This window comes from Pseudomonas sp. BN411, from assembly GCF_029871235.1.
Classification (GTDB): domain Bacteria; phylum Pseudomonadota; class Gammaproteobacteria; order Pseudomonadales; family Pseudomonadaceae; genus Metapseudomonas.
Genome location: NZ_SSOM01000042.1, coordinates 48,664 through 74,941 on the forward strand (window position 1 = coordinate 48,664; position 26,278 = coordinate 74,941).

Below are 26,278 nucleotides of genomic sequence, written 5' to 3' on the forward strand. Positions count from 1 at the left end.
GAGGCCTCATGCGCATGCTGCCGTTCGCCCTGCTGATCCTCGCCCTGGCCACTCCGGCCGGGGCGGAGACCATGCGCTGCGGCAGCAGGCTGGTCAGCCTCGGCGACCGCCCCTTCGAAGTCCTGCAGAAATGCGGCGAGCCGGTGCATCGTGACCTCGTCGGTTACACCCTGGGTTCCTACGACAACCGCGAATTCACCGTTGAAGAATGGGTGTACGGCCCCAATAACGGCATGCTCAGCATCCTCACCTTCGAGGGCAATCGCCTGATTCGAATCGAAACCAAGCGCAGCCGCTGACGCCCCGGGGCGCCAGGTGTAGGCTGTAGCCACCTCCCGCCGATCTTCGGACATCCCCGTGAAACGCCGCGTTCTCCTCTGTCTGTCCCTGCTGCTTGCCGTGGGCAATGCCCAGGCCTCTTCCACCCTGCGCTGCAACAGCAACCTCATCAGCCTCGACGACACCACCAGCGAAGTGCTGGACAAGTGCGGCGAGCCGATCAGCCGCGCTGATCTGGGTTTCAAGGAAGTGGTGGACCAGTACTACCGGCGCAACGAGGTGCGAGTCGAGGAATGGGTCTACGGACCGCGCAATGGCATGTACCAGTTCCTCCGTTTCGAGGGCAATCGACTGCGCAACATCGACAGCAAACGCGGCAACTGACAGCCTCTCGGGCGGAATGCTAGGCTCTGCGCCTTATAGCCCACGGACAGGATGCCCGCCCCATGAAAGCCCTCGCCTGCCTCTTCGCAGCCGCCCTCCTTCTGCCCCTCACGGCCCACGCCAGCACCTTCCGCTGCGAAAGCAATCTCGTGAGCATCGGCGATCGTAGCGTCGAGGTTCAGCGCAAGTGCGGCGAGCCCGCCTCCCGCGATTTCATCGGCTATTCGGAGACCACCAGCGGGCGCCAGGAGATGCAGGTGGAGGAGTGGGTCTACGGCCCCGCCAACGGCATGTACCACTACCTGAGATTCGTCGGCGGTCGCCTCAGCGAAATCGACAGCAAGCGCAACTGAGCCGCGCGCGATGATCATCCTTCCCGCTGATCAACCCCTGGACTGGCGGCGGCCGCCGGTCATCACCCTGCTGCTGATCCTGCTCAACACCCTGATCTACATCGTCTATCAGGGCGGTGACCAGGCACGGATCGAAGAGGCCCAGCAACTCTATCTGGACGGCGGCCTGCTCAATCGCGAGCGCGCCCTGTTCGTCGACCACCTGGTGGAGCGGGAAAAGTTCGACGCCGACCAGCGCCACGCCATCGATGGCATGCGTCGCCAGCAACTGGCGACCATCATCCTGCGTGACCTGGAATTCGAGGACTGGCTGCACCGCTCCCCGGCCTACAAGGCCGATCCCGCATGGCAACAGACGCGACAGAAGGCCGAGGCGGCGCGAGACAAGATCAGCTCCCAGCGCTTTGGCTTCATCCCCAACAAGTTCAGCGTCCAGGGGCTGTTCGGCGCCATGTTCCTGCACGGCAGCTTCGATCACCTGCTGGGCAACATGATCTTCCTGTTCATCTGCGGCTTCGCCCTGGAAGCGGCCCTGGGACGCTGGGTCTATCTCGGCCTCTACCTGGCCAGCGGACTGGCTTCTCACCTGCTCTGGTGGGCACTGGACCCCGCCTGGGTGGCAGGCATTGGTGCCTCCGGCGCGGTATCAGGGTTGATGGGTATGACCATCGGCGTATACGGGCTGCGCAAGATTCGCTTCTTCTACTGGCTGGGCCCGCTGATCGGCTACTTCAAGGCCCCCGCCCTGTGGATATTCCCCGCTTGGCTCGGCAAGGAACTGTATGGCGTCCTGCTGGCCGACGACCACGTGAACTACTACGCGCACCTCGGTGGCCTGGCCTTTGGCTTCCTGGCCACCTGGCTGCTGCACCGGGTGGGCTTCCTCAAGGTGGACGAGGCCTACCTCAGCAAGGAAGACCCGGACGCTCCCTTCAAGCGCGAACTGGCCGCCCTGGACCAGTTGATCGGACGTTTTGCCCTTGATCAGGCCGCGCCTCGGGGCCTCGATTTGCTGCAACGCTATCCCGGCAGGCTGGCACTGCTGGAACGTCTCTATCCGCTGGCCAAGAGCCGCCAGGACAAGCCCCTGTTGGCCGCCGTGCTGAAGCAACTGTTCGCCCTGCCGGAACAGGCCACCGCCCTGCCCCTGCTACAGAAGCTCGCGGACGATGTGGCGGACCCGCAGCAGCGCCTGCTGCAGCACCCGGCCGTGCTGTTGCACCTGCTGCAACGGCTGATCAAGGCTGGCGACAGCACCCGCGCCATGGCGCCGTGGCGCCGCCTCTGCCAGGTAAGCCCGGTGCCGCCGCAGCTCCCCGGTCTGACGCTGCAGCTGGCCAAGCAGCTGGGCCAACGCCAGGACCTGCGCGGAGTGGGCGAACTCGGCCAATACCTGCGCCGGGCCTTCCCCGAAGCGGAGCAGACCCGGCAACTGGCGCTCTACCAGCAGCACCTCGCGCGCTGAATCCTCGAACGACAAGGCCCCGCATAGGCGGGGCCTTGTGCATTTGCCTGGACGGTAGTTACTGGGAGGACTTCAGGCCGTCGGCGGAAACCGCGGTGACACCCTTGATGCCCTTGGCGGTGTCGATGGCCAGGTCACGCTCGGCGTCGCTCTGCACCGTACCGGACAGCGCGACCACGCCCTGGTTGGTTTCAACCTTGATGTCCATCCCGCTGAGGTTCTTGTCGGCCAGGAAGGTGGATTTGACTTTGCTGGTGATCCAGGTATCAGAGACCGCGTCTTCGGCTTTCTGCATGGTCTCGCTGGCTGCCAGCATCGGGTGACCGCTGGTTTCTGCATAGGCGCCGGTCGCGAACGGCAGGCTCATGGCGGCGGCAGTGACAGCGGCAAAGGTCCATTTGGTGAAAGTCTGTTTCATGAGGTGGGTCTCCTCTCTTCTCCGGAACGTCTGCATCAAGCAACTGGTTGCAGGCTCAGCAGGAACGTCGCAAGGCCTGTGCCAGCTTTCCAGCGAAGAAAAAGATCCGCCAGATCAATGAGATAGGAAAACAGCCAAGCATCCGTTTGCATGCAGTCTGCATGTTCACGCCACTGAGGCGTTGCAGACTGCACGATGAAAACGGACTCAGCGGCCGGCGCTACCCAGCTTCGCGATGGTGCCCTCCAGGGCACTGACCTGATCCAGCAACGGCGAGGCCGGATAGCGCGTGCGGATGTAGGCCAGCAGCTTCTGCGCCGGCTCCAACTGCCCGAGGCCTTCAGCGAAACCACGGGCCGCCAGCAGGTAGGCGCGTGGAATGTGCGGGTAATCAGGGAAGCGCTGATGCAGATTGCGCAGCAGGCTGAGGGCCTCGCGCACCTTGTGCCGATCCAGCAGCGCCCCGGCAACTTGCTCACAGACCAGGGCGTCGGCCGGCTGGAAATCGACCTTGAACTGGCGGGCGTTGAGCAGCGCGGTGGCGGCCAAAGCCGGGTTCTGGCGCGCGGCCAGGGGCAGGTAGTGGTCCAGATGACGCAGGCAGCGCTCGTGAGCCCCCAAACCAAACAGCAGCTGGTGGTAGCGCTCGTTCAGGCGCAAGTCCTCCGGATCGCGCCGCAACGCGTTGGCCAGGGTTTCCAGCGCACCATCACTCTGGCCTTCCTTGAGGCGGATCTCGGCTTCGGCCAGGGCCTTGCGGCGGCGCCATTCATTCTCCGGCATCCCCTGCTGGGCGCCCTCCTCGGCAATGGCAAAGCCCAGTGCGCCCTGATACTGGAACACCGCGTAGCCCATCATGCAGCACATCACGACGCCGAAATAACCGAAGAGGAAGGTGGCGATGGGCATCAGCACGACCCTCGGCAGGCCACCGGAAAGCATCCAGGCCACATAGCTCGGGGACTGCCAGAGGATGAAGAGGAAGGCGCAGAGAATCAGGTAACGCCAGCCCATGGCCTTGATCACTTCACCGACCTGATCGGGGCTCAGGGCAGAACCCAGTTCCTTGCTCAGTGCCAGGCGGATGATGCTGGCGGGCAGCAGCAAGACGATGGCGATGTTGACCACCCAGAAGATGGTTTCGCTGTTGAAGTCCGCCGCCAGCCAGAGCGCACCCAGCGCAATGGCGAAGACCAGCACCTGCTTGATGAACAGCGAGAAACCATCACCACCAAAGGCACTGACCAGGCTCGGCGCCTCGCGCACGCCTTCGCTGCTGGACTCGATCACGCTGTGGAAATACTTGGTAGCCACGCTCAGCAGGATGCTCCAGAGGACCAGCGAACGCGGCATGAACAGGCCAGCCAGGGCCAATAGGGCACTGAAGGCCAGTGGGCTGCTCTGCAGGCCATAGGCGAAGAACTGCGGCAGGCGTTCCCAGAACGGCTGGGCGGTGTTGGCCGCGCCGAGGAAGGTGAGCTCGCTGCGGCACAGGGGGCAGGCCGGGCTATCGTCGGGAGCATCAGCGTTGAGGGGAATGCAGCAATCGCCGAAATGGCGCTGGCAAGGCACGCAGTGCCAGGTCGCGGGTTGGGCTGGGTGGTACTGGCAGAGCGTCTTGTCCATGACTGATCCAGGTACGGTGGCGGTTTGCCATTCTCCAGGCAAAAAAAGAGGGCCCGCAAGGGGCCCTCTCTTCTATTGCGTGACGATTATCAGACGCCGGAAGCTTCGGCAGCTTCTACGTCCTTCATCGACAGCTTGATGCGACCACGGTTGTCGACGTCGAGAACCAGGACTTTGACTTCCTGGCCTTCCTGCAGAACGTCGGTGACCTTGTCGATGCGCTTGTCGCTGATCTGCGAGATGTGCACCAGACCGTCTTTGCCCGGCAGGATGTTGACGAAGGCGCCGAAATCGACGATGCGCTCGACCTTGCCCACGTACACCTTGCCGACTTCAGCTTCAGCGGTGATACCCAGAACGCGCTGACGCGCGGCCTCGGCAGCTTCCTTGGTCTCGCCGAAGATCTTCACGCTGCCATCGTCTTCGATGTCGATGGAGGCCTTGGTCTCTTCGCAGATCGAACGGATGGTGGCGCCGCCCTTGCCGATGACGTCGCGGATCTTATCGGTGTCGATCTTCATCGCGATCATGGTCGGAGCGTTGGCCGACAGCTCGCTGCGGGACTCAGCGATGATCTGGTTCATCTGGCCGAGGATGTTCAGACGCGCTTCCAGAGCCTGCTCCAGAGCGATCTCCATGATCTCTTCGGTGATGCCGTTGATCTTGATGTCCATCTGCAGCGCGGTCACGCCCTTGGCGGTACCGGCTACTTTGAAGTCCATGTCGCCCAGGTGGTCTTCGTCGCCCAGGATGTCGGTCAGGACGGCGAACTTGTCACCTTCCTTCACCAGACCCATGGCGATACCGGCAACCGGCGCCTTCATCGGCACGCCGGCGTCCATCAGAGCCAGGGAAGCGCCGCAGACCGAAGCCATGGAGCTGGAGCCGTTGGACTCGGTGATTTCGGAAACCACACGGATGGTGTAGGGGAACTCGTCACCTTTCGGCAGCATGGCGGAAACGCCACGACGGGCCAGACGGCCGTGGCCGATTTCGCGGCGGCCGGCGCTGCCCATACGACCGCACTCACCTACCGAGAAGGGCGGGAAGTTGTAGTGCAGCATGAAGGCGTCCTTGCGCTCGCCTTCCAGGGTGTCCAGCAGCTGGGCGTCACGGGCGGTGCCGAGGGTGGCAACGACCAGGGCCTGGGTTTCGCCACGGGTGAACAGGGCGGAACCGTGGGTCTTGTCCAGCACGCCGACTTCGATCTTCAGCGGACGCACGGTGCGGGTGTCACGGCCGTCGATACGCGGCTTGCCGTTAACGATGTTCTCGCGAACGGTGCGGTATTCCAGCAGGCCGAAGGCGTCTTTCACTTCACCAGCCGGGAACTGACCTTCTTCCTCGCCAACGAAGCGGGCGATGACCTGGTCGCGCAACTCGTCGAGACGGTTGTAGCGGTCCTGCTTGATGGTGATGGTGTAGGCCTGGGAGATGGCCTCGCCGAACTCGGCCTTGATGGCGCTGAGCAGAGCGGTGTTTTCAGCCGGGGCGGTCCAGTTCCAGGTCGGCTTGCCGGCTTCGGCAGCGAATTCCTTGACCGCGGTGATCACGGACTGGAATTCCTGGTGGGCGAACAGAACGGCGCCCAGCATCTGGTCTTCGGTCAGCTCTTGAGCTTCGGACTCAACCATCAGCACGGCGTCTTCGGTACCGGCAACGACCATGTCCAGGGCGGAGGCTTTCAGCTGCTCGTAGTTCGGGTTCAGCAGGTAGCCGGCTTCTTCGTGGTAGGCCACGCGCGCGGCACCGATCGGGCCGCTGAACGGAATGCCGGAGATGGCCAGGGCTGCGGAGGTACCGATCATGGCAGCGATGTCCGGATCGGTCTTCTTGTTGGTGGAAACCACGGTGCAGATGACCTGAACTTCGTTCAGGAAACCTTCCGGGAACAGCGGACGGATCGGACGGTCGATCAGGCGCGAGGTCAGGGTTTCCTTCTCGGAAGGACGGCCTTCACGCTTGAAGAAACCACCGGGGATACGGCCAGCGGCGTAGGTTTTCTCTTGGTAGTGGACGGACAGCGGGAAGAAACCCTTGCCCGGGTCGGCCTGCTTGGCGCCAACCACGGTCACCAGAACGGTGACGTCTTCATCCATGGTGACCAGAACGGCACCGGAGGCTTGACGGGCGATACGGCCAGTCTCGAGGGTAACGGTCGATTGACCGAACTGGAACTTCTTGATTACCGGGTTCACGGTGTTTTCCTTCTCTATGTTGCCTTGGGGGAAATCGTGGGAGAGGCGGGAGTCGGACCCGATTCAATCCCTTAAAAAACCAGAAGCTGGAAAGCCGAAAGCTGGAACGATGTCCAGCTTCCGGTTTTCCAGCTTCCAGCTCATCTGAGTCGCTTAGCGACGCAGACCCAGACGACCGATCAGGGCGCTGTAACGAGAGGTGTCCTTACCCTTCAGGTAGTCCAGCAGCTTGCGGCGCTGGTTAACCATGCGGATCAGACCACGACGGGAGTGGTGGTCTTTGCCGTTGGCCTTGAAGTGATCCTGCAGCTTGTTGATGTTGGCGGTCAGCAGGGCAACCTGCACTTCCGGAGAACCGGTATCGCCTTCAGCTTGCTTGTACTCGTTAACGATCTGGGCTTTTTCAGTAACGCTCAGTGCCATGATGGGCTTCCTCTGAGAGTAATAGGCCGGGACCTTCGCCCCGTGTTCAAAAAAGAGGATTGACCGTGCCTATTAACAGCCATCCTCGGATCGGTCATTCCGACCGAATCAGTCGACGCGGCGCAACGCGCCCGTCATCGCTCACTTCACCGATTCCGATGAAGCGACCGGTGTGATCCTGTACTCGCATCATGCCGAACTTGGGTGCTTCCGGAGCCCGCACCGGCTGGCCATGTAGCCAGTAGTAGGCGCTGTGCTCGGTCAGCTGGATCAGCGGCCAGTGCTCCAGCCCGCTGTCGACCGGCAGGAGGAACTGGTCGAGTGCCTCGTTGCCACCCTCGGCGTGAACCTTCTCCAGGGTCTCCAGGCTGATCGCCTGGGCCAGCACGAAGGGTCCCGCCTGGGTCCGGCGCAACTCTGCCACGTGTGCCCCGCATCCCAGTGCCTGGCCGAGATCTTCGACCAGGGTGCGGATATAGGTGCCCTTGCTGCAGGCTACCGCCAGTCTTGCCTGGCTGTTTTCACAGGCCAGCAAATCCAAGCGCGCAATAGTAACAGAACGCGCCTCGCGCTCCACTACTTCGCCAGCACGGGCCAGCTTGTAGAGGGGTTGGCCGTCCTTCTTCAGGGCCGAGTACATCGGAGGTATCTGCTTGATTTCACCGCGAAAACGCGGCAGCAGAGCCTCAATGTCCTCGCGACCAACGGTCACCTCGCGACGCTCGGTCACTTCACCTTCGGCATCACCCGTGGAGGTGGTAACGCCAAGCTGGGCCAGGGTTTCATAGCCCTTGTCGGCGTCCAGCAGGTACTGGGAGAACTTGGTCGCCTCGCCAAAGCACAGCGGCAGGACGCCGGTGGCCAGGGGGTCGAGGCTGCCGGTATGACCAGCCTTCTCGGCATTGAGCAGCCAGCGCACCTTCTGCAGCGCGGCGTTGGAGCTCATGCCACGCGGCTTGTCGAGGATCAGCACGCCGCTGACGTTGCGGCGGATACGTTTCACCTGGGCCACGCCATTACTCCTCGTCGCTGCCCTGGTGCTTGCGGTCTTCCGCCACGGCACGCTCGATCAGCGCCGACAGCTCCGCACCACGACGGATGCTGGCGTCGTAGTGGAAGTGCAGTTGCGGCACGCTGCGCAGCTTCATGGCCTTGCCCAGCTGCATGCGCAGGAAGCCGGCGGCGTCCTGCAGGATGTCGCAGTTAAGCTTGACCTTCTCGACATTGTCGTCCTGACCCATGACGGTGATGAACACCTTGGCGTGGGACAGGTCGCGGCTCACGTCCACTGCGGTGATGGTCACCAGACCCAGGCGCGGGTCCTTGATCTCACGCTGGATCAGCAACGCCAGTTCGCGCTGCATCTGGTCGCCGATGCGTTGGGTACGGCTGTAGTCTTTAGCCATTTCGTTTCACTCATGAACGCTTAAAAGACGAAAGCCAGGAGTGGAAAGCGATGGCTTCCAGCTCCTGGCTCCCGGCTTGTGGCAAGCGCGACACTTACAGGGTGCGCGCCACCTGGACCTTCTCGAAGACTTCGATCTTGTCTCCGACTTTCACGTCGTTGTAGCTCTTCACGCCGATACCGCACTCCATGCCGGCACGCACCTCGGACACGTCGTCCTTGAAGCGGCGCAGGGATTCCAGTTCGCCTTCGAAGATCACTACATCGTCGCGCAGTACGCGGATCGGACGGTTGCGGTGTACCAGACCCTCGGTAACCATGCAGCCGGCGACCGCACCGAACTTCGGCGAACGGAACACGTCGCGCACCTCGGCGATACCCAGGATGTTCTCCCGGACTTCGCTGCCCAGCATGCCGGACAGTGCTTTCTTAACGTCTTCGATGATGTCGTAGATGATGTTGTAGTAGCGCAGGTCCAGACCTTCCTGCTCGACGATCTTGCGCGCGCCAGCGTCGGCACGCACGTTGAAGCCGAACAGCACGGCATTGGACGCCAGCGCCAGGTTGGCGTCGCTCTCGGTGATACCACCTACGCCGCCACCCACAACACGCACCTGGACTTCTTCGTTGCCGATGTCGGACAGGGCACCCTGCAGGGCCTCGAGAGAACCACGCACATCGGACTTGAGCACGATGTTGAGGGTCTTCTTCTCGTCCTGGCCCATGTTCTCGAAGATGTTCTCGAGCTTGGAGGACTGCTGGCGAGCCAGCTTGACCTCGCGGAACTTGCCTTGACGGAACAGGGCAACTTCACGTGCTTTCTTCTCGTCGGCGACCACGGTCAGGTCATCACCGGCGTCCGGCGTACCATCCAGGCCGAGGATCTCGACAGGGATGGACGGACCGGCTTCTTTAACCGGCTTGCCGTTCTCGTCGAGCATGGCGCGGACGCGGCCATAGTTGACGCCGCAGAGGACCATGTCGCCCTGACGCAGGGTACCGTCCTGAACCAGCACGGTAGCGACCGGACCACGGCCCTTGTCCAGACGGGACTCGACCACGACACCACGGCCAGGGGCCGACGGGGTGGCGGTGAGTTCCAGAACTTCAGCCTGCAGCAGTACGGCTTCGAGCAGTTCGTCGACACCGGTACCGGCCTTTGCCGACACAGGTACGAACTGAGTATCGCCGCCCCACTCTTCCGGAATCACATCCAGAGCGGCCAGGCCGTTCTTGATGTTGTCCGGGTTGGCTTCGGGCTTGTCCATCTTGTTGACCGCGACCACGATCGGAACGCCGGCCGCTTTCGCATGCTGCACGGCTTCCACGGTCTGCGGCATCACGCCGTCGTCAGCCGCTACCACCAGGATGACGATGTCAGTGGCCTTGGCACCACGAGCACGCATGGCGGTGAACGCCGCGTGACCCGGGGTGTCCAGGAAGGTCACCATGCCGCGATCGGTTTCCACGTGGTAGGCACCGATGTGCTGGGTGATGCCACCCGCTTCACCGCTGGCCACCTTGGTACGGCGGATGTAGTCGAGCAGAGAGGTCTTGCCGTGGTCGACGTGACCCATCACGGTCACTACCGGCGCACGGGTCAGGGCCTCGCCTTCGAACTTCAGGGATTCGGCCAGTTGCTCTTCCAGGGCGTTCTCGTTGACCAGCTTGACCTTGTGGCCGAGTTCTTCGGCGATCAGCTGGGCGGTTTCGCGATCGAGCACCTGGTTGATGGTCACCGGGGTGCCCATCTTGAACATGAACTTGACGACTTCTGCGCCCTTGACGGACATCTGGGCGGCCAGTTCGGCCACGGTGATGGTCTCGCCAATGCTGACTTCACGCACGATAGGTCCTGTCGGGCTCTGGAACCCGTGCTGGTTACGCTTCTTCAGCTTGCCTTTGCCGCCACGCCCACCACGACGGAAGGAATCGCTTTCCTCTTCGGTGCTGCGCGGAGCAACGCGGGGGGCCGGAGCCTTTTCTTTTTCCTTGAGCGAAGGACGGTGCTGCGCATGCTTGCGGTCGCGGCGATCGTCTTCGTCGCGAGCACGTTCGGGGCGACGCACCTCTTCTTTCTTGCGCTCGGCACCAGCAGCTGCGGCACCAGCGGCTGCGCCAGTGGCCGGCGCGGCGGTGGCAGCGGCAGCAACAGGAGCTGCAGCAGCAGGCTCGACAGCCGGAGCGGCATTGACCGTGGCGGTCGGGGCAGCTTCCTTGGCGCGAGCTTCAGCATCACGACGAGCAGCCTCTTCGGCACGCTGACGAGCTTCTTCCTCGGCCTTCAGTCGAGCAGCTTCCTCCGCCGCGCGTTGCTCTTCGAGTTCGCGCTGACGCTCAGCCTCGATCTCGTCAGGGCTGCGCTTGACGTAGGTTTTCTTCTTGCGTACTTCGACGTTGATGGTCTTGCTACCGGCGACCCTCAACGTAGTAGTGGTCTTGCGCTGCAGGGTAATCTTGCGCGGCTCTTCCAGGCGCTCACCGTGGCTGCTCTTGAGATGGGCCAGCAGGGCCTGCTTCTCATTGTCGGTTACAACCTGTTCGGCGCTGGTGTGCGGCAATCCCGCCTCGCGCATCTGCAGCAGCAGGCGCTCCACCGGTGTATCGACCACTTGGGCCAGTTCTTTCACCGTGACTTGCGTCATGCACTTCTCTCCTAGGCCGCGAAACTTACTCGAACCAGTGGGCTCGGGCGGCCATGATCAGCTTGCCGGCACGCTCTTCGTCCATGCCGTCGATGTCGAGCAGGTCATCAATCGACTGCTCGGCTAGGTCTTCGCGGTTAATAACGCCACGTACGGCGAGTTCAACAGCCAGATCCTTGTCCATGCCTTCCAGAGAAAGCAGGTCTTCGGCAGGCTGGGCATCCGCCAGCTTCTCTTCGGTCGCGATGGCCTTGGTCAGCAGGCGGTCCTTCGCACGAGCACGCAGCTCGTTGACGATGTCCTCGTCGAAGCCGTCGATGCTGAGCATTTCTTCCATGGGTACGTAGGCGATTTCTTCCAGGCTGGTGAAACCTTCTTCCACCAGTACCTGAGCCAGCTCTTCGTCCACTTCCAGTTCTTCGACGAAGGCACGCAGGATGTCGCCGGTTTCGGCTTGCTGCTTGGCCTGGATGTCCGCTTCGGTCATCACGTTCAGGGTCCAGCCGGTAAGCTGGCTGGCCAGGCGCACGTTCTGGCCACCACGACCAATGGCCTGGGCCAGGTTGTCTTCGGCAACGGCGATGTCCATTGCATGGGCATCTTCGTCGACGATGATCGCCACCACTTCGGCCGGAGCCATGGCGTTGATCACGAACTGCGCAGGGTTGTCGTCCCACAGGACGATATCGACGCGCTCGCCACCCAGTTCGCCGGATACGGCCTGGACACGGGAACCGCGCATGCCGATGCAGGCGCCCTGCGGGTCAATACGTTTGTCCTTGGAGCGCACGGCAATCTTGGCGCGGGAACCCGGATCACGGGAGGCAGCCATTACTTCGATCAGCTCTTCGGCGATTTCCGGCACTTCGATGCGGAACAGTTCGATCAGCATCTGCGGCGCGGTGCGCGACAGGATCAGCTGCGGGCCGCGGTTCTCGGTGCGGATTTCCTTCAGCAGAGCACGTACGCGGGCGCCAACACGGAAAGTCTCGCGGGCGATGATGTCCTCGCGGGCCAGCAGCGCTTCGGCGTTGTTGCCGAGGTCGACGATCACGTTATCGCGGGTGACCTTCTTCACGGTGCCGGAAATGATGTCGCCCAGTTTCTCGCGGTAGGCTTCGACAACCTGAGCGCGCTCGGCTTCGCGCACTTTCTGCACGATGACCTGCTTGGCGGTCTGGGCTGCGATGCGACCGAACTCGATGGACTCGATCTTCTCTTCGATGATGTCGCCGATCTTGGCTTTCTCATCGCGCTCCTGGGCCTGATCCAGGGTCAGCTGGATAGCCGGGTCCTCGAAATCAGTTTCCTCGACCACAGCCCAGCGACGGTAGGTGTCGTAGTTACCGCTCTGACGATTGATCGACACACGCAGGTCGACCTCGTCCTCGTAACGCTTCTTGGTAGCGGTGGCCAGGGCCAGCTCCAGCGCCTCGAAAATCACGCCGGCCGGTACACCTTTTTCGTTGGATACCGACTCAACAACCAGCAGTACTTCTTTGCTCATCGTACGCCTCGCCTTTCGCAATCCATTGGATCCGCGGGATCCGCGTCTCAGTCAAAACGGGGAATGATGTTGGCCTTGTCGATCAGTTCGATCGGCAGGAGGAACTCGCGGTCTTCGATGAGAACCACCACGTCCTGCTCCTCCACCCCGCGGAGAAGCCCCTGAAAATTGCGTCGACCTTCAAAGGGCGAACGCAGCTTGATCTTGACCAGTTCACCAGCGTGGGCCGCAAACTGTTCTAGGGTGAACAGCGGACGATCCATACCTGGCGACGATACTTCGAGGGTGTACTCGCTGCTGATCGGGTCCTCGACATCGAGCACGCCGCTGATTTGACGGCTGACTTTCTCGCAGTCGTCTACCAGGATGCCGTTTTCGTGATCGATATAGATCCGCAGCAGTGAATGCCGCCCTTGAGACAGGAACTCGATGCCCCAGCACTGATAACCGAGCGCTTCGACTACCGGGGCCAACAAGGCCTGCAACTGTTCTAGCTTGCTCGACACCTGATCGCCTCTCGCATGCTGTGCAAATAAAAAATGGGCGAAACGCCCATCCCTTCAAACCACCTGATCATTGATCGGAGGCCAACTGTCCAGCTAGCAAAAAGCCCCTAAAAAGGGGCTTCGCGACTACTGGTTGCGGGGGCTGGATTTGAACCAACGACCTTCGGGTTATGAGCCCGACGAGCTACCAGACTGCTCCACCCCGCGTCAAAGCTGGTGCGAGATTATACGGCCAGCACCTTGCATGGTCAACCGAACATCCCGCGAAGAAGAAAGCCCGCATCTCTGCGGGCCTCTCTTTATATGGTACCGAGGAGGGGACTCGAACCCCTACAGCCTATGGCCACTACCACCTCAAGGTAGCGTGTCTACCAATTCCACCACCTCGGCAAAACTTGCCTTACTTCTGCTCCGGAGCCTGAGGCACGTCACCCGACTGGGTGGCTGGCTTCTGCTCTTCGAGCACCGGCACATCGTCAGCTGCCGGTTTGGCGGGTTGAACTTCGAGAGCCGCCGGATCCGGCAGGCCTACGTTGCTCAGCGCCTCAGCCTTTTCTTTAGCAAAGAACGCTAAACCCAGACTGGTAATGAAAAAAACCGCTGCGAGTATACCAGTAAAGCGACTCAGAAAGGTAGCGGAACCTTGGCTTCCGAAAACGGTTGCCGAAGCACCAGAACCGAACGAGGCACCAGCATCTGCGCCTTTGCCCTGCTGAACCAGCACCAGGCCTACAACACCCAGAGCGACCAGCAAGTGCACCACAATAACGACAGTTTCCAGCATCTTGTCAGCTTCCTGCGGCGCGACAGATCGCACCGAACTCATCCGCATTCAGGGAGGCACCACCAACGAGCCCCCCATCGATATCCGGCATGCCGAACAAGTCGGCCGCACTGGCCGCCTTCACACTGCCGCCGTACAGAATCCGTACACCGCGAGCAACTTCGGCATTTTCCGCCGCCAGCTGCGAGCGAATCGCCGCATGAACCTCTTGCGCCTGTTGCGGCGAGGCCGTCAGCCCCGTACCTATCGCCCAAACCGGCTCATAGGCTATTACCGCCCGCGCAAACGCGCCCACACCAAGCTCTTCGATCACGCTACCCAGCTGACGCCCGACAACCTCAAGCGTCTTGCCAGCTTCGCGCTGCTCCCGGGTCTCTCCGACGCACAGCACCGGAACCAGACCACAGGATTGAGCAGCAGCGAACTTGCGACTCACGACTTCGTCGCTCTCGCCCAGAATCAGGCGACGCTCCGAATGACCGACCAGAACCAGGTTGCAACCCACGTCTGCCAACTGGCTTGCCGCGATCTCTCCGGTGAGGGCTCCCTGCACCGGCTCTACCGCACAATTCTGCGCACCCACGACAATCGACTTGCCGTCCAGGCCTTGAATGACCTGATTGATGTACAGACAGGGCGGCATCACCGCGACTTCGACGCCAGCAGGCAAGGCCAATTGGCGCAAGCCTTTGATCAGCTCTGCGACGCTGGCGCGGGTACCGTGCATTTTCCAGTTACCGGCTACCAGAGGTCGGCGCATGCTTTATCTCGTCGATCAAAGTGGGCGCAGATGTTACCCAAGAGATTTCCAACTAGCAAGAGAAATCAAGCACATACCTCAGTCACGACTTTCGCCAGCTCTTCGGCATAGCCGCGCACCAGCTTTTCGTCGTCGCCTTCGACCATCACTCGCACAAGTGGCTCGGTGCCGGACTTGCGCAGCAGGACGCGACCGCGACCGGCCATCTTCTCAGTAACACGGGCGCATGCGTCCTGTACCGCCGGGTGCTTGACCGGATCAACACCGTTGCCGGCATAGCGCACATTGATCAGGACCTGCGGGCACTTGCGCATGCCCTGGCGCGCTTCTGCCAGAGACTGGCCGCTTCGTTGCAGCGCGAGCAACACCTGCAAGGCGGAGACGATGGCATCACCAGTGGTGGTGAAGTGACTGCAAACGATATGGCCGGAGTTTTCGCCGCCCAGGGTCCACCCGTTGGCCTGAAGCTCACTCATCACGTAGCGGTCACCGACCTTCGCACGAATGAATGGAATGCCGAGGTCCTTCAGTGCCAACTCCATACCGAGATTGCTCATCAGGGTACCGACCACACCACCCTGCAGCTTGTCACGGCCATGCAGGTCGCGAGCGATCAGATAGATCAGTTCGTCGCCGTCAACCACGGTGCCGGTGTGATCCACCATCAGCACACGGTCACCGTCGCCATCGAATGCGATGCCGATGTCGGCATTCTGCTCGGCCACTGCAGCCTGCAGCCTGCCCATGTGGGTCGAACCACAATCATCGTTGATGTTGAGGCCATTGGGCTGGTTCGCCAGCACATGCACCTGGGCACCCAGCTCACGAAACACGCTGGGAGCGACCTTGTAGGTGGCGCCATGGGCGCAGTCGATTACCAGCTTGAGACCGGCAAAGTCGGTGCTGATGGGAGTGGTGCTCTTGCAGAACTCGATGTAGCGGCCCGCAGCGTCGTTGATGCGAGTCACCTTGCCGAGCTGCTCCGACTCCACCACGGTCATCGGCTGATCCAGGAGCTCTTCGATCATCAGCTCCACCTCATCCGAGAGCTTGGTGCCCTTGCCGGAGAAGAACTTGATGCCGTTGTCATGGTGCGGGTTGTGCGAAGCACTGATGACGATGCCGGCGTCCGCCAGGAAAGTACGAGTGAGGTAGGCGATGGCAGGGGTAGGCATGGGGCCGAGCAGCATCACGTCGGCGCCGGCAGCCAAGAGCCCAGCCTCCAGAGCGGACTCGAACATGTATCCGGAGATGCGCGTGTCCTTGCCAATCAGGATGCGGCTCTTGCCTTGCTTGCGGAACGCCATGCCGGCAGCCCAACCGAGCTTGAGCATGAAATCCGGAGTAATCGGGAACTGCCCGACCCGCCCGCGAATACCGTCGGTGCCAAAATACTTTCTGCTCATGAGGTGCTCCGTGTTTTCTTATTCCGCTGCTTGCACCGCAGCGATCATGCGTACCGCGTCCACGGTCTCCGCGACATCGTGTACGCGCAGGATGCAGGCACCCTTGGCCACCGCAAGGGCTGCCAGGGCGATCCCGCCGGACAGCCGTTGGTGGACTTCCCGTCCCAAGGCCTGGCCAATCATGCTTTTTCGTGAAACCCCGACCAGCAGAGGGCGCCCCAACTGGTGCAGCGCTTCCATATGCTTGAACAGGCTGAGGTTGTGCGCCAGGGTCTTGGCGAAGCCGAAACCCGGATCGAGAACGATACGATCTTCCGAAATCCCAGCTGCCAGGCAGGCCTGCATGCGGTCGGCGAGAAACTCCCCGACTTCGCGCACGACGTCCTGGTAGCGTGGATCCTGCTGCATGTTGCCCGGCTCGCCGAGCATGTGCATGAGACACACCGCAAGACCGGTATCGGCAGCGGCATCCAGGGCCCCATCACGACGCAACGCGCGCACATCGTTGATCATCCCGGCGCCCAGGCGCGCACCTTCGCGCATTACGGCAGGCGTGGATGTATCCAGGGAGATCACCACATCCAACTCACGGGCGATGAGTTCGACCACTGGGGCAACGCGCTCGAGCTCTTCGGTGGGGGAGACCGGACGAGCGCCGGGCCGGGTGGACTCGCCACCGACGTCGATCAGGGTCGCGCCAGCGGCGACCATCTCGGCGGCGTGGCGCAACGCTGCGTCGCGCGCATTGAAGCAGCCGCCATCGGAGAAGGAGTCTGGGGTGACATTGAGGATGCCCATGACATGAGGCTGGGCCAAATCAAGAACCCGGTTGCCGCAAGGCAACCGGGTCGGGTACTGCACTGACTTCATTTACAGGCCTTAGTGTTCGCCAGCCGGCCCGCCGATGGGGGTTTCAGGCCGTTTGGCCTCTTCACGCGGTGCGGGGGTACCAGAGGTACCGGAACCGCCCTGCCAGTCCTTGGGCTCACGCGCAACTCGGCCAGACATGATGTCATCGATCTGCTCGGAGTCGATGGTTTCATACTTCATCAGGGCCTCAGCCATCATGTCGAGCTTGTCGCGATTCTCCGTCAGCAGGTTCTTCGCGGTGGTATAGCTCTCATCGATGATGCGGCGGACTTCCTGGTCGATCAGCTTGGCGGTTTCGCCGGACACGTTGGCGTGCTGCGCACCCGCGCTGCGACCGAGGAACACTTCGCCCTCCTCTTCCGCGTACATCAGCGGGCCGAGTTTCTCGGACAGGCCCCACTTGGTCACCATGTTCCGGGCGATCTGGGTGGCGCGCATGATGTCGTTGGAGGCGCCGGTGGTGACACCGTCGAAGCCCAGGGTCATCTCTTCAGCAATACGGCCGCCGAACAGCGAGCAGATCTGGCTGACCAGCGCGCGCTTGGACAGGCTGTAGCGATCCTCCTCGGGGAGGAACATGGTTACGCCCAGGGCGCGGCCACGCGGAATGATCGACACCTTGTAGACCGGGTCATGCTCGGGCACCAGACGACCTACGATGGCGTGACCCGCTTCGTGGTACGCGGTGTTGAGCTTTTCCTTCTCGGACATGACCATGGATTTGCGCTCGGCGCCCATCATGATCTTGTCCTTGGCCAGTTCGAATTCCTTCATTTCCACCAGGCGCTTGTTGACGCGCGCGGCGAACAGGGAAGCCTCGTTGACCAGGTTGGCCAGGTCGGCGCCGGAGAAGCCCGGGGTACCGCGTGCGATCACAGCCGGATCGACGTCATCGCCCATGGGCACCTTGCGCATGTGCACCTTGAGGATCTGCTCGCGACCACGGATGTCCGGCAGGCCAACCACCACCTGGCGGTCGAAGCGGCCCGGACGCAGCAGGGCCGGGTCCAGCACGTCAGGACGGTTGGTAGCGGCGATCACGATGATGCCGTCATTCATTTCGAAGCCGTCCATCTCGACCAGCAGCTGGTTGAGAGTCTGCTCGCGCTCGTCGTGACCACCACCCAGACCGGCGCCGCGATGGCGACCGACGGCGTCGATCTCGTCGATGAAGATGATGCAGGGAGCGTGCTTCTTGGCCTGGTCGAACATGTCACGGACGCGGGACGCACCCACACCGACGAACATTTCAACGAAATCGGAACCGGAGATGGTGAAGAACGGTACCTTGGCTTCGCCGGCAATGGCCTTGGCCAGCAGGGTCTTACCGGTACCGGGCGGGCCGACCATCAGCACGCCGCGCGGGATACGGCCGCCCAGGCGCTGGAACTTGCCCGGATCGCGGAGGAATTCCACCAGTTCGCTGACTTCTTCCTTGGCCTCGTCGCAACCGGCGACGTCGGCGAAGGTGGTCTTGACCTGGTCTTCCGACAACAGGCGCGCCTTGCTCTTGCCGAAGCTCATCGGGCCGCCGCGACCACCGCCGCCGCCCTGCATCTGGCGCATGAAGAACATGAAGACAGCGATGATCACCAGGATCGGGAAGCTGGCCACCAGCAACTGAGTCCAGATGCTCTGCTGCTCAGGCTGCTTGCCTTCGATGATCACGTTGTTGTCGATCAGGTCGCCGATCAGGCCGCCGTCCTGAATCGCCGGACGAATGGTCTTGAAGGACTCGCCATCGTTGCGCTTGCCGGTGATGACGAAGCCATCGACGGTCACGCGCTCGACTTTACCTTCTTTAACCTGCTCGATGAATTCCGAGTAGTTAAGGGTCTGCGGTTCGCTTGGGCTGGAGAAATTGTTCATCACCGTGACAAGCACAGCGGCGATGATCAGCCACAGGATCAGATTTTTTGCCATGTCGTTCAATTAGCTACCCTCTGGAACGGGCCCCTTCCTGGAGCGCACCCCGCATAACGGCTGGTGGTTAACCGGCCTAACTTACTACACAACCCCCGCCCCTGGCAGGCGCCGTCTGTAACCCTTTATGAGGCCCGATGGCCTCGCTGCAGTGTCCAGCCCCTGCAGAAGGGGACCGACGAGTCAGGTCCCCGTTGCAGTCTATTCCCCGCGGAAGCCACGCGCGAGCAGGTATTGCTCCCGGGAGCTGTCACGCGACGAAAGCGGCTTGCGCATCTGCACCTTGTCGAACATCTCGCGCACTTGCTTGTGGTAGACGTCGAAACCTTCACCCTGGAATATCTTGATCAGAAAATCGCCGCCCGGGCGCAGAGTACGGCCCGCCAGGTCCAGCGCCAGCTCGCAGAGAAACATCGAGCGCGGCTGATCGGAGGCCCTTACGCCACTCATATTGGGGGCCATATCGGAAATCACAAGGTCTACCGGGTTGTCACCGATCGCCTCGAGGATGCGTGTGAGGACCTCATCATCGGTGAAGTCGCCCTGAATGAAGGTCACATCGGGAATGCTATCCATTTCCAGGATGTCGGAAGCGATCAACCGGCCGCGATCACCGATCACCCGGCTAGTTACCTGGGACCAGCCGCCCGGCGCCGCGCCGAGGTCGACGACGGTCATGCCGGGCCGCAGGATGCGGTCCTTCTCCTGGATTTCGAGCAGCTTGTAGCTGGCGCGGGAACGATAACCGTCCTTCTGCGCCTGTTTGACGTACGGGTCGTCGATATGTCTTCGCAGCCATTGCTGGCTACTCTTGGAACGGGCCACGGTATACCTCGTGTTCGGCTGTGCGCCCCGGAATCACTCGGGTAAACTAGCAGCCTTTTTTCGCAGGGGTCTGATTATGGCGCTCTCACCGGAGCACAAGAAGCAATACAAATCTATCGGTCATCACCTGAAACCGGTATTGACGGTGGCTGAAAACGGCCTCACCGAAGGTGTACTGGCCGAGCTTGATCGCGCGCTGAACGATCACGAACTGATCAAGGTCCAGTTCCGCATCATCGAGCGCGATGATCGCCGCGCCCTGATTGACGAGCTCTGTGCCGCCGGCAACTGCGAACTGGTCCAGGTCATCGGCAAGATGGCACTGGTCTATCGCCGCAATCCGAAGCCGAACCGCAATCTCTCCAACATCAGCCGCTTCAGCGGTCTCTGAGCCTCCCGCCAAGGGCGCGCGCTCAGCGCGCCCGGCCCTCCGCCAGCTTCGCCGGCAAGGGCTGAATAACCAGCAGCAGGCCGCAGAAGGCCAGCAACAGATAGCTGAAGTTCAGCCAGTACAACGCCTCCGGCATCCAGAAGCGAACCAGCAGGAACACCACTACCAGGCCGATCACAGCGGCCAGTAGCTGCGCGCGCGCATCACGCCAGAGACGTGCAAGCCCCGCATGCTGGATCAGCAGCAGGGCCTGGAGCAGCGCACAGAAGCCGGCAAAGGCAACCATCAACGGCCGGAGGCTGGAAGCCACCTCCTCCACCAGCATCGGCGCCAGACCTATACGGCCCAGCGCTGGCAGCATGACGAAGTGCAGCAGCCAGAGGCCGCCAACCCAGAAGGTCTGGGCCAGCTGCCAAGCGATGGCGGCGGCCCGAAAGGGTGAACGCTTAGACGTGGCGGACTTCGACAATCTCGTACTCGACGATACCGCTCGGAGTCTTGACGGTCACCACGTCCCCTTCTTCCTTGCCCACCAGGGCACGGGCGATGGGAGAGCTGACCGACAGTTTGCCTTTCTTGATGTCGGCTTCGTCGTCGCCAACGATCTGGTAGGTAACGGCTTCGTCGGTTTCGACGTTGGCAATATCCACCGTGGTGCCGAAAATCACCTTGCCGGTATGGGCGATGCTGGTGACATCGATGACCACCGAATTCTGAAGGCGGCCTTCAATATCACGGATACGCGCCTCGACCATGCCCTGTTGCTCGCGCGCCGCATGGTACTCAGCGTTTTCCTTGAGATCGCCCAGCTCACGCGCTTCGCCGATGGCCTGACTCAGTTGCGGGCGCATCACTTTGGTCAGATGAGCCAGCTCCTCTTCCAGGGCGCGAGCGCCCTGGACAGTCATGGGGTACTTATTCATGCCTTGATTCCTGCATGGAGATCCTGCAAGCGGCGCACGGTCTTCTCGGGACCGAATTTGAGCGCTTCACAGACCGCCTGACCAGCCGCGATGGTGGTGGTGCAGTAGATCTTGTGCTGCAGGGCGTTACGACGAATCGAGTAGGAGTCAGCAATCGACTGACGCCCCTCGGTGGTGTTGATGATCAGGGTGACCTCATCGTTCTTGATCATGTCAACGACATGCGGACGACCTTCAGTCACCTTGTTCACGCGGCGTACCGGCAGACCAGCGGCCTCGATCACCTTGGCGGTACCGGCAGTGGCAACGACTTCGAAGCCCAGCGCGACCAGATCACGTGCGACCTGAACGGCTTCCGGCTTGTCATCTTCGCGCACGCTGATGAATGCACAACCCGAGTTCGGCAGAATCTCGCTGGCACCCAACTGCGCCTTGGCGAAGGCTTCGCCGAAGGTGTCGCCGACGCCCATCACTTCACCGGTGGACTTCATTTCCGGGCCGAGGATCGGGTCGACGCCCGGGAACTTGGCGAACGGGAAAACCGCCTCCTTGACGCTGAAGAACGGCGGAATGATTTCCTTGGTGAAGTCGATTTCCTTGAGGCTCTTGCCAGCCATCACGCGGGCAGCAACCTTGGCCAGGGATTCGCCAATGCACTTGGAGACGAACGGCACGGTACGGGACGCGCGCGGGTTCACCTCGATCACGTAGATGTCTTCGCCCTGAACGGCCATCTGGACGTTCATCAGGCCGACCACGCCGAGTTCCAGGGCCATCTTCTTGACCTGGTCACGGATCTCGTCCTGGATGTGCTGCGGCAGCGAGTACGGCGGCAGCGAGCAGGCGGAGTCACCGGAGTGCACGCCAGCCTGTTCGATGTGCTGCATGATCGCGCCGATCACGACGGTTTCGCCGTCGCAGACTGCATCGATGTCGACTTCGATGGCGCAGTTCAGGAAGCGGTCCAGCAGCACCGGGCTGTCGTTGGAAACCTTCACGGCCTCGCGCATGTAGCGCTTGAGCTCTTCTTCCTGGTAGACGATTTCCATCGCGCGGCCGCCCAGTACGTAGGACGGGCGCACCACCATCGGGTAACCGATGTTCTTCGACAGGGCCAGGGCTTCGTCTTCGCTGCGCGCGGTGGCGTTGGCCGGCTGGCGCAGGTTCAGGCGCTGGACCATCTGCTGGAAGCGCTCGCGGTCTTCTGCGCGGTCGATGGCGTCAGGGCTGGTGCCGATGATCGGTACACCGGCCTCTTCCAGGGCGCGGCAGAGTTTCAGCGGAGTCTGGCCGCCGTACTGGACGATGACGCCCTTGGGCTGCTCGACGCGGACGATTTCCAGCACGTCTTCCAGGGTCACCGGCTCGAAGTACAGACGGTCGGACGTGTCGTAGTCGGTGGAGACGGTTTCCGGGTTGCAGTTGACCATGATGGTCTCGTAACCGTCTTCACGCATGGCCAGCGCGGCGTGTACGCAGCAGTAGTCGAACTCGATGCCCTGGCCGATACGGTTTGGGCCACCGCCGAGGATCATGATCTTGTCGCGGGACGACGGGTTGGCCTCGCACTCTTCCTCGTAGGTCGAGTACATGTAGGCGGTGTCGGTGGCGAATTCGGCGGCGCAGGTGTCCACGCGCTTGAAGACCGGCAGGACCTTTAGCTTGTGGCGATGGCTGCGCAGATTTTTCTCGGTAACGCCGAGGAGCTTGGCCAGGCGGGAATCGGAGAAGCCCTTGCGCTTGAGCTTGCGCATCAGGTCGGCGTCGATGCCGGACAGGCCGAGGGTCTTGACCTTCTCCTCATCCTTGATGAGGTCCTCGATCTGCACCAGGAACCACTCGTCGATGCGAGTCAGGTCGAAGACTTCTTCGATGCTCTTGCCAGCGCGGAAGGCATCAGCCACGTACCAGATACGCTCGGCGCCCGGAACGGTCAGCTCGCGCTTCAGGATGCCTTCGGCTTCCGGGTCGTTCAGGTCCAGCTTGGGATCGAAGCCGGCAACGCCCACTTCCAGGCCGCGCAGGGCTTTCTGCACCGACTCCTGGAAGGTACGACCGATGGCCATCACTTCACCCACGGATTTCATCTGGGTGGTCAGGCGGGCGTCAGCTTTCGGGAATTTCTCGAAGGCGAAGCGCGGAACCTTGGTCACCACGTAGTCGATGGCCGGCTCGAAGGACGCCGGGGTGCGACCGCCGGTGATGTCGTTCTGCAGCTCATCGAGGGTGTAGCCGACGGCCAGCTTGGCAGCGATCTTGGCGATCGGGAAGCCAGTAGCCTTGGAGGCCAGGGCCGAGGAACGCGATACGCGCGGGTTCATCTCGATCACGACCATGCGGCCAGTGTTCGGGCAGATGCCGAACTGCACGTTGGAACCGCCGGTTTCCACGCCGATCTCACGCAGCACCGCCAGGGAGGCGTTGCGCATGATCTGGTATTCCTTGTCGGTCAGGGTCTGTGCCGGAGCGACGGTGATGGAGTCACCAGTGTGCACGCCCATCGGGTCGAAGTTCTCGATGGAGCAGACGATGATGCAGTTGTCCTTCTTGTCGCGGACAACCTCCATCTCGTATTCCTTCCAGCCGATCAGGGATTCGTCGATCAGAAGCTCGTTGGTCGGCGACAGGTCCAGGCCGCGGGCGCAGATTTCTTCGAACTCTTCGCGGTTGTAGGCGATGCCGCCACCGGTGCCGCCCATGGTGAAGGACGGACGGATGATGCAGGGGAAGCCGACCTTTTCCAGGACGCCGTAAGACTCTTCCATGGTGTGGGCGATGCCGGAGCGCGGGCATGCCAGGCCGATGGACTTCATGGCCTTGTCGAAGCGCGAGCGGTCTTCAGCCTTGTCGATGGTGTCGGCGTTGGCGCCGATCATTTCCACACCGAACTTGGCCAGTACGCCGTGGCGTTCCAGGTCGAGGGCGCAGTTCAGCGCGGTCTGGCCACCCATGGTGGGCAGCAGGGCGTCGGGGCGCTCCTTCTCGATGATCTTGGCGACGGTCGCCCACTTGATCGGCTCGATGTAGGTGGCGTCGGCCATGGCCGGGTCGGTCATGATGGTGGCCGGGTTGGAGTTCACCAGAATGACGCGGAAGCCTTCTTCCTTCAGGGCTTTGCAAGCCTGGGCGCCGGAGTAGTCGAACTCGCAGGCCTGGCCAATGACGATGGGGCCGGCACCGAGGATCAGGATGCTCTTGATGTCTGTACGCTTGGGCATGGGACTCTCGTTGCAATAATCAGGACAGGGTTGCGGTGGCCAGCTTCACGCCAAAGCCGACGAACAGGGCGCCGACGCCGCTGGAAGCGCCGGCAGCCAGCCGTTGCCGCCGGCGGAACCAGGCCGCCAGGCGTACACCGGAAAAAATCAGGAAACTCAGGTAAAGGGCGCTGATGACTTCGAGGATCGCGCCCAGCACCAGGAACGACAGGCCGGGGTAGGCGTATCCCGGGTCGACGAACTGGATGAAGAAGGACACGAAGAAGAGGATCGCCTTGGGGTTGGACAGGCTCAGCAGCAGCGCCTTGCGGAACGGCTGATTGACGTCCAGCTCCTGTGCCGGGATGGCCTGCTCGACCGGTTGGCGCAACTTCTGCCAACCACCCCGGAGCATGCCGATACCCAGATAGAACAGGTAGGCGGCGCCGACATACTTCAGGCCGAGGAACAGCATGGGTTCGGCCTTGAGCAGCGAGGCGATCCCCAATGCCGACAGCAGCATCAGGATCGCATCGCCAAGGAACACCGCGCTGGCCGCCCGGTAGCCGGCGCCCACGCCGCGCTGGGCGGCGGTGGCGAGCACGAACAGCGAGTTCGGCCCCGGCAGCAGGACGATGAACAGCGTACCCAGGACGTAGGTCCAGAGGTCGGTGATCCCGAGGGTCGGCATCATCTTCGCAAGCCCTTCCGCGATCTCAGCGGCGCTCGGCCATCGCCGCGATGAAGCGGTCGAACAGCGGAGCCACGTCGTGCGGACCTGGGCTGGCTTCCGGGTGACCCTGGAAGCTGAAGGCCACCTTGTCGGTACGCTCGATGCCCTGCAGGGTGCCGTCGAACAGCGACTTGTGGGTCGCGCGCAGGTTGGCCGGCAGGGTCGACTCGTCCACGGCGAAACCGTGGTTCTGACTGGTGATCATCACCACGCCGGAATCCAGGTCCTGCACCGGGTGGTTGGCGCCATGGTGGCCATGACCCATCTTCACGGTCTTGGCACCGGAGGCCAGAGCCAGCAGTTGGTGGCCGAGGCAGATGCCGAATACCGGAATCTCGGTGTCGAGGAACTCACGGATCGCCTGGATGGCGTAGTCGCACGGCTCGGGGTCGCCAGGGCCGTTGGAGAGGAAGATGCCGTCCGGGTTCAGGGCAAGCACTTCGCTGGCCGGAGTCTGCGCCGGCACCACGGTCAGGCGGCAGCCGCGGGCAACCAGCATGCGCAGGATGTTCAGCTTCACGCCGAAGTCATAAGCAACCACGTGGTACGGCAGATCGGCAGCCGGGATTTCCGGATGGCTGTCGGTTTCCAGGCTCCACACGCCGGAACGCCACTCGTACTTCTCGGTGGAGGACACGACCTTGGCCAGGTCCATGCCCTTCAGGCCAGGGAAGCTGCGAGCCAGTTCGAGGGCTTTTTCCTCGGTGGCGTCGTCGCCAGCCAGGATGCAGCCGTTCTGGGAACCCTTTTCACGCAGGATGCGGGTCAGGCGGCGGGTATCGATACCGGCGATGGCGACGGTGCCGTGCTCTTTCAGGTAATCCGGCAGCGACTGCTTGTTACGCCAGTTGCACGCCAGCAGCGGCAGGTCACGAATGATCAGGCCGGCTGCCCATACGCGGTTGGACTCGGCGTCTTCCGGCGTGGTGCCGGTGTTGCCGATGTGCGGATAGGTAAGGGTAACGATTTGCTGGGCATAGGAAGGATCGGTAAGGATTTCCTGATAGCCGGTCATGGCAGTGTTGAACACTACCTCGCCGATGGTATGGCCATCGGCCCCAATGGCTTCGCCGCGAAAAATGCTGCCGTCGGCAAGCGCGAGTATGGCTGGCTTAGTCAAGAAGACCTCCCGTAGATCTAAGGCTGAAGCAAACGCAGGTTGTAAAAAAGCGGGATGACGTTGTTACCGTCACCCCGCTTTCTTATCTGAGCCATTTCTGCGTAACTTTTAGTGGACACACTAAAGCTGCAGTTTAC

25 protein-coding genes and 2 tRNA genes are annotated in these 26,278 nt (G+C 61.9%); 5 read left to right on the forward strand and 22 right to left on the reverse strand.

The features are described 5' to 3' along the window. Positions 1 to 8 precede the first annotated feature (8 nt). The 4 genes from E8F06_RS05430 to E8F06_RS05445 all read left to right on the forward strand — a co-directional run bounded on the left by E8F06_RS05430 (position 9) and on the right by E8F06_RS05445 (position 2,481). Positions 9 to 299 (forward strand): DUF2845 domain-containing protein, encoded by a 291-nt coding sequence (locus tag E8F06_RS05430; RefSeq protein WP_280364957.1) that lies wholly within the window; start codon positions 9 to 11, stop codon positions 297 to 299. Positions 300 to 357: 58 nt separating this feature from the next. Continuing rightward, the gene (locus E8F06_RS05435; RefSeq protein ID WP_280364959.1) at positions 358 to 663 is read left to right on the forward strand and encodes a DUF2845 domain-containing protein; all 306 of its coding nucleotides are present in this window, start codon (positions 358 to 360) and stop codon (positions 661 to 663) included. Between the two features lie 62 nt (positions 664 to 725). Further along, on the forward strand, positions 726 to 1,016 hold the full coding sequence (locus tag E8F06_RS05440; RefSeq protein WP_280364961.1) for a DUF2845 domain-containing protein: 291 nt from the start codon (positions 726 to 728) through the stop codon (positions 1,014 to 1,016). 10 nt (positions 1,017 to 1,026) lie between these two features. Further along, positions 1,027 to 2,481: a rhomboid family intramembrane serine protease gene (locus tag E8F06_RS05445; protein ID WP_280364963.1), complete on the forward strand. Its 1,455-nt coding sequence runs from the start codon at positions 1,027 to 1,029 to the stop codon at positions 2,479 to 2,481. Between the two features lie 58 nt (positions 2,482 to 2,539). Here the strand turns inward: E8F06_RS05445 and E8F06_RS05450 are convergent, their stop codons facing one another. The 17 genes from E8F06_RS05450 to rlmE form a co-directional block, all read right to left on the reverse strand. Continuing rightward, on the reverse strand, positions 2,540 to 2,899 hold the full coding sequence (locus E8F06_RS05450; RefSeq protein WP_280364966.1) for a BON domain-containing protein: 360 nt from the start codon (positions 2,897 to 2,899) through the stop codon (positions 2,540 to 2,542). Between the two features lie 207 nt (positions 2,900 to 3,106). Beyond that, positions 3,107 to 4,525 (reverse strand): DUF4013 domain-containing protein, encoded by a 1,419-nt coding sequence (locus E8F06_RS05455; protein WP_280364969.1) that lies wholly within the window; start codon positions 4,523 to 4,525, stop codon positions 3,107 to 3,109. A gap of 89 nt (positions 4,526 to 4,614) precedes the next feature. After that, positions 4,615 to 6,723, reverse strand: a complete 2,109-nt coding sequence (gene pnp, locus E8F06_RS05460; RefSeq protein WP_280364972.1) for a polyribonucleotide nucleotidyltransferase — start codon at positions 6,721 to 6,723, stop codon at positions 4,615 to 4,617. Positions 6,724 to 6,876: 153 nt separating this feature from the next. After that, positions 6,877 to 7,146, reverse strand: coding sequence for a 30S ribosomal protein S15 (gene rpsO / locus E8F06_RS05465; RefSeq protein WP_016494768.1), 270 nt, complete (start codon positions 7,144 to 7,146; stop codon positions 6,877 to 6,879). 94 nt (positions 7,147 to 7,240) lie between these two features. Then, positions 7,241 to 8,158: a tRNA pseudouridine(55) synthase TruB gene (gene truB / locus E8F06_RS05470; protein WP_280364974.1), complete on the reverse strand. Its 918-nt coding sequence runs from the start codon at positions 8,156 to 8,158 to the stop codon at positions 7,241 to 7,243. A 4-nt stretch (positions 8,159 to 8,162) separates the two neighbouring features. After that, positions 8,163 to 8,552 carry a 30S ribosome-binding factor RbfA gene (gene rbfA / locus E8F06_RS05475; protein ID WP_190831826.1) on the reverse strand — a complete coding sequence of 130 codons (390 nt, stop codon included), beginning with the start codon at positions 8,550 to 8,552 and terminating at the stop codon, positions 8,163 to 8,165. A gap of 94 nt (positions 8,553 to 8,646) precedes the next feature. Beyond that, positions 8,647 to 11,196 (reverse strand): translation initiation factor IF-2, encoded by a 2,550-nt coding sequence (infB, locus tag E8F06_RS05480; RefSeq protein ID WP_280364977.1) that lies wholly within the window; start codon positions 11,194 to 11,196, stop codon positions 8,647 to 8,649. Positions 11,197 to 11,221: 25 nt separating this feature from the next. Then, on the reverse strand, positions 11,222 to 12,703 hold the full coding sequence (gene nusA, locus E8F06_RS05485) for a transcription termination factor NusA (RefSeq protein ID WP_280364979.1): 1,482 nt from the start codon (positions 12,701 to 12,703) through the stop codon (positions 11,222 to 11,224). Between the two features lie 47 nt (positions 12,704 to 12,750). Continuing rightward, positions 12,751 to 13,209, reverse strand: coding sequence for a ribosome maturation factor RimP (rimP, locus tag E8F06_RS05490; RefSeq protein WP_028630011.1), 459 nt, complete (start codon positions 13,207 to 13,209; stop codon positions 12,751 to 12,753). 130 nt (positions 13,210 to 13,339) lie between these two features. Then, positions 13,340 to 13,416: transfer RNA gene (locus tag E8F06_RS05495), tRNA-Met, on the reverse strand. A 97-nt stretch (positions 13,417 to 13,513) separates the two neighbouring features. Then, positions 13,514 to 13,599: transfer RNA gene (locus E8F06_RS05500), tRNA-Leu, on the reverse strand. Positions 13,600 to 13,609: 10 nt separating this feature from the next. Further along, positions 13,610 to 13,993: a preprotein translocase subunit SecG gene (gene secG, locus E8F06_RS05505; RefSeq protein ID WP_280364981.1), complete on the reverse strand. Its 384-nt coding sequence runs from the start codon at positions 13,991 to 13,993 to the stop codon at positions 13,610 to 13,612. 4 nt (positions 13,994 to 13,997) lie between these two features. Continuing rightward, the gene (gene tpiA, locus E8F06_RS05510) at positions 13,998 to 14,753 is read right to left on the reverse strand and encodes a triose-phosphate isomerase (protein WP_280364984.1); all 756 of its coding nucleotides are present in this window, start codon (positions 14,751 to 14,753) and stop codon (positions 13,998 to 14,000) included. A gap of 65 nt (positions 14,754 to 14,818) precedes the next feature. Then, positions 14,819 to 16,159 (reverse strand): phosphoglucosamine mutase, encoded by a 1,341-nt coding sequence (glmM, locus tag E8F06_RS05515; protein ID WP_280364986.1) that lies wholly within the window; start codon positions 16,157 to 16,159, stop codon positions 14,819 to 14,821. A gap of 18 nt (positions 16,160 to 16,177) precedes the next feature. Next, positions 16,178 to 17,029, reverse strand: coding sequence for a dihydropteroate synthase (gene folP / locus E8F06_RS05520; protein ID WP_280364988.1), 852 nt, complete (start codon positions 17,027 to 17,029; stop codon positions 16,178 to 16,180). Between the two features lie 9 nt (positions 17,030 to 17,038). Continuing rightward, the gene (gene ftsH / locus E8F06_RS05525; RefSeq protein WP_280364990.1) at positions 17,039 to 18,952 is read right to left on the reverse strand and encodes an ATP-dependent zinc metalloprotease FtsH; all 1,914 of its coding nucleotides are present in this window, start codon (positions 18,950 to 18,952) and stop codon (positions 17,039 to 17,041) included. Between the two features lie 201 nt (positions 18,953 to 19,153). Next, positions 19,154 to 19,777 (reverse strand): 23S rRNA (uridine(2552)-2'-O)-methyltransferase RlmE, encoded by a 624-nt coding sequence (rlmE, locus tag E8F06_RS05530; protein WP_179057725.1) that lies wholly within the window; start codon positions 19,775 to 19,777, stop codon positions 19,154 to 19,156. Between the two features lie 76 nt (positions 19,778 to 19,853). Here rlmE and E8F06_RS05535 point away from each other — a divergent pair, with 76 nt between their 5' ends. After that, positions 19,854 to 20,168, forward strand: a complete 315-nt coding sequence (locus E8F06_RS05535) for a YhbY family RNA-binding protein (protein WP_280364993.1) — start codon at positions 19,854 to 19,856, stop codon at positions 20,166 to 20,168. A gap of 22 nt (positions 20,169 to 20,190) precedes the next feature. Here E8F06_RS05535 and E8F06_RS05540 read toward each other — a convergent pair whose 3' ends face one another. Genes E8F06_RS05540 through carA form a run of 5 tightly spaced genes read right to left on the reverse strand, consistent with a single transcriptional unit; the run spans position 20,191 to position 26,141 of the window. Beyond that, on the reverse strand, positions 20,191 to 20,637 hold the full coding sequence (locus E8F06_RS05540) for a DUF4149 domain-containing protein (protein WP_280364996.1): 447 nt from the start codon (positions 20,635 to 20,637) through the stop codon (positions 20,191 to 20,193). Beyond that, complete coding sequence (gene greA / locus E8F06_RS05545; RefSeq protein ID WP_016494781.1) at positions 20,615 to 21,091, reverse strand: transcription elongation factor GreA; 477 nt, start codon at positions 21,089 to 21,091, stop codon at positions 20,615 to 20,617. The genes E8F06_RS05540 and greA overlap by 23 nt, the downstream gene beginning before the upstream one ends. Beyond that, entirely contained in the window at positions 21,088 to 24,309 is a 3,222-nt protein-coding gene (gene carB, locus E8F06_RS05550) for a carbamoyl-phosphate synthase large subunit (protein ID WP_280364999.1), read from the reverse strand. The genes greA and carB overlap by 4 nt, the downstream gene beginning before the upstream one ends. Positions 24,310 to 24,328: 19 nt before the next feature. Further along, complete coding sequence (gene leuE / locus E8F06_RS05555; RefSeq protein WP_280365048.1) at positions 24,329 to 24,979, reverse strand: leucine efflux protein LeuE; 651 nt, start codon at positions 24,977 to 24,979, stop codon at positions 24,329 to 24,331. Between the two features lie 25 nt (positions 24,980 to 25,004). Then, a complete protein-coding gene (carA, locus tag E8F06_RS05560; protein ID WP_280365002.1) occupies positions 25,005 to 26,141 on the reverse strand; it encodes a glutamine-hydrolyzing carbamoyl-phosphate synthase small subunit in 1,137 nt (378 codons plus the stop codon). Positions 26,142 to 26,278 lie beyond the last annotated feature (137 nt).